Raw genomic sequence first — 1,141 nt, forward strand, 5'->3', positions numbered from 1 at the left:
GACTGGTTCGTAAGCACGCTTCGCACATATCCTGAAATTGCAATCTTTCTCTCATTGGCGCTGGGATACTACTTCGGTTCATTCACCTACAAAGGCCTTGGCCTCGGTGCGGTGACTGCGACGCTGATCGCTGCCGTCATCATCGGTCAACTCGGGATCACCATTTCGCCGCCGCTCAAGGCCACGTTCTTTCTGATGTTCCTGTTTGCGATCGGCTACGGCGTCGGGCCGCAATTCGTTCGGGGCATCGCGAAGGATGGCCTCCCGCAAGCGTTGTTCGCGGCGGTTGTGTGTGTCTTTTGCCTGGGAGCGCCATATATCGCTGCCAAGATAGCCGGTTATGATGTGGGTTCCGCGCTGGGGCTATATGCAGGCTCGCAGACCATCTCGGCGTCGATGGGATTGGGAACGGATGCCATCAATCGCCTTGGTTTGGCGCCGGAAGAAACCAAACGTCTTCTGGACGCCATGCCGGTCGCCTATGCCGTCACCTATATTTTCGGAACGATCGGATCGGCCATCGTGCTGGCGTTGATCGGTCCTGCGCTCATGGGTATCGACTTGGAGGCGGAATGCAAACGCTACGAGGCCGAGCAGGGTGGCAAGAAGGAAGCGGGGGGCGCTGGAACCGCTTGGCACCACTACGAGTTGCGCGCCTATCGCGTCCGCGAGGGCGGGCCGGTCGTCGGCAAGACGGCACGTGAAGCCGAATCGATGATCCCTGAGCAGCGGATTTTCATTGAACGTATTCGTCGCGGGGGAAAGATCGAGGATGCTACGGCAGACACGGTGATCCAGGCAGGCGACGTCGTTGCCGTGGCCGGGCGGCGCGAAGTGCTGGTAAGCGTGATCGGGCAAGCGGCAGAGGAAGTCGACGACCGCGAGTTGCTGGCCGTGCCCGTCGAAGGGGTCGATGTTCTTGTCACGACCAAGGAGGCGAACGGCAAGACGCTGGCGGAACTGGCACAATGGCCAACGTCCCGTGGCGTGTTCCTGCGCCGGATCGCCCGTGGCGCTACGGCGACGGAAATTCCGATCCTTCCGAACACGCAAGTCCACCGCGGCGATATCCTGACGATCGTCGGGCGAACGCAGGACACCGCGGCTGCCGCCAAAGCACTGGGTGTGGCCGACCGGCCGA

The 1,141-nt window shown here is 61.3% G+C and carries 1 protein-coding gene; it reads left to right on the forward strand.

The genetic code is table 11. From position 1 onward, the window contains the following. Positions 1–1,141 (forward strand): TrkA C-terminal domain-containing protein (locus IB277_RS37555; protein ID WP_192373402.1); only part of this gene is annotated, 1,141 nt, incomplete at both ends.

It is taken from the genome of Ensifer sp. ENS07 (assembly GCF_014852185.1).
In the GTDB taxonomy this organism is placed as follows: Bacteria; Pseudomonadota; Alphaproteobacteria; order Rhizobiales; family Rhizobiaceae; genus Ensifer; species Ensifer adhaerens.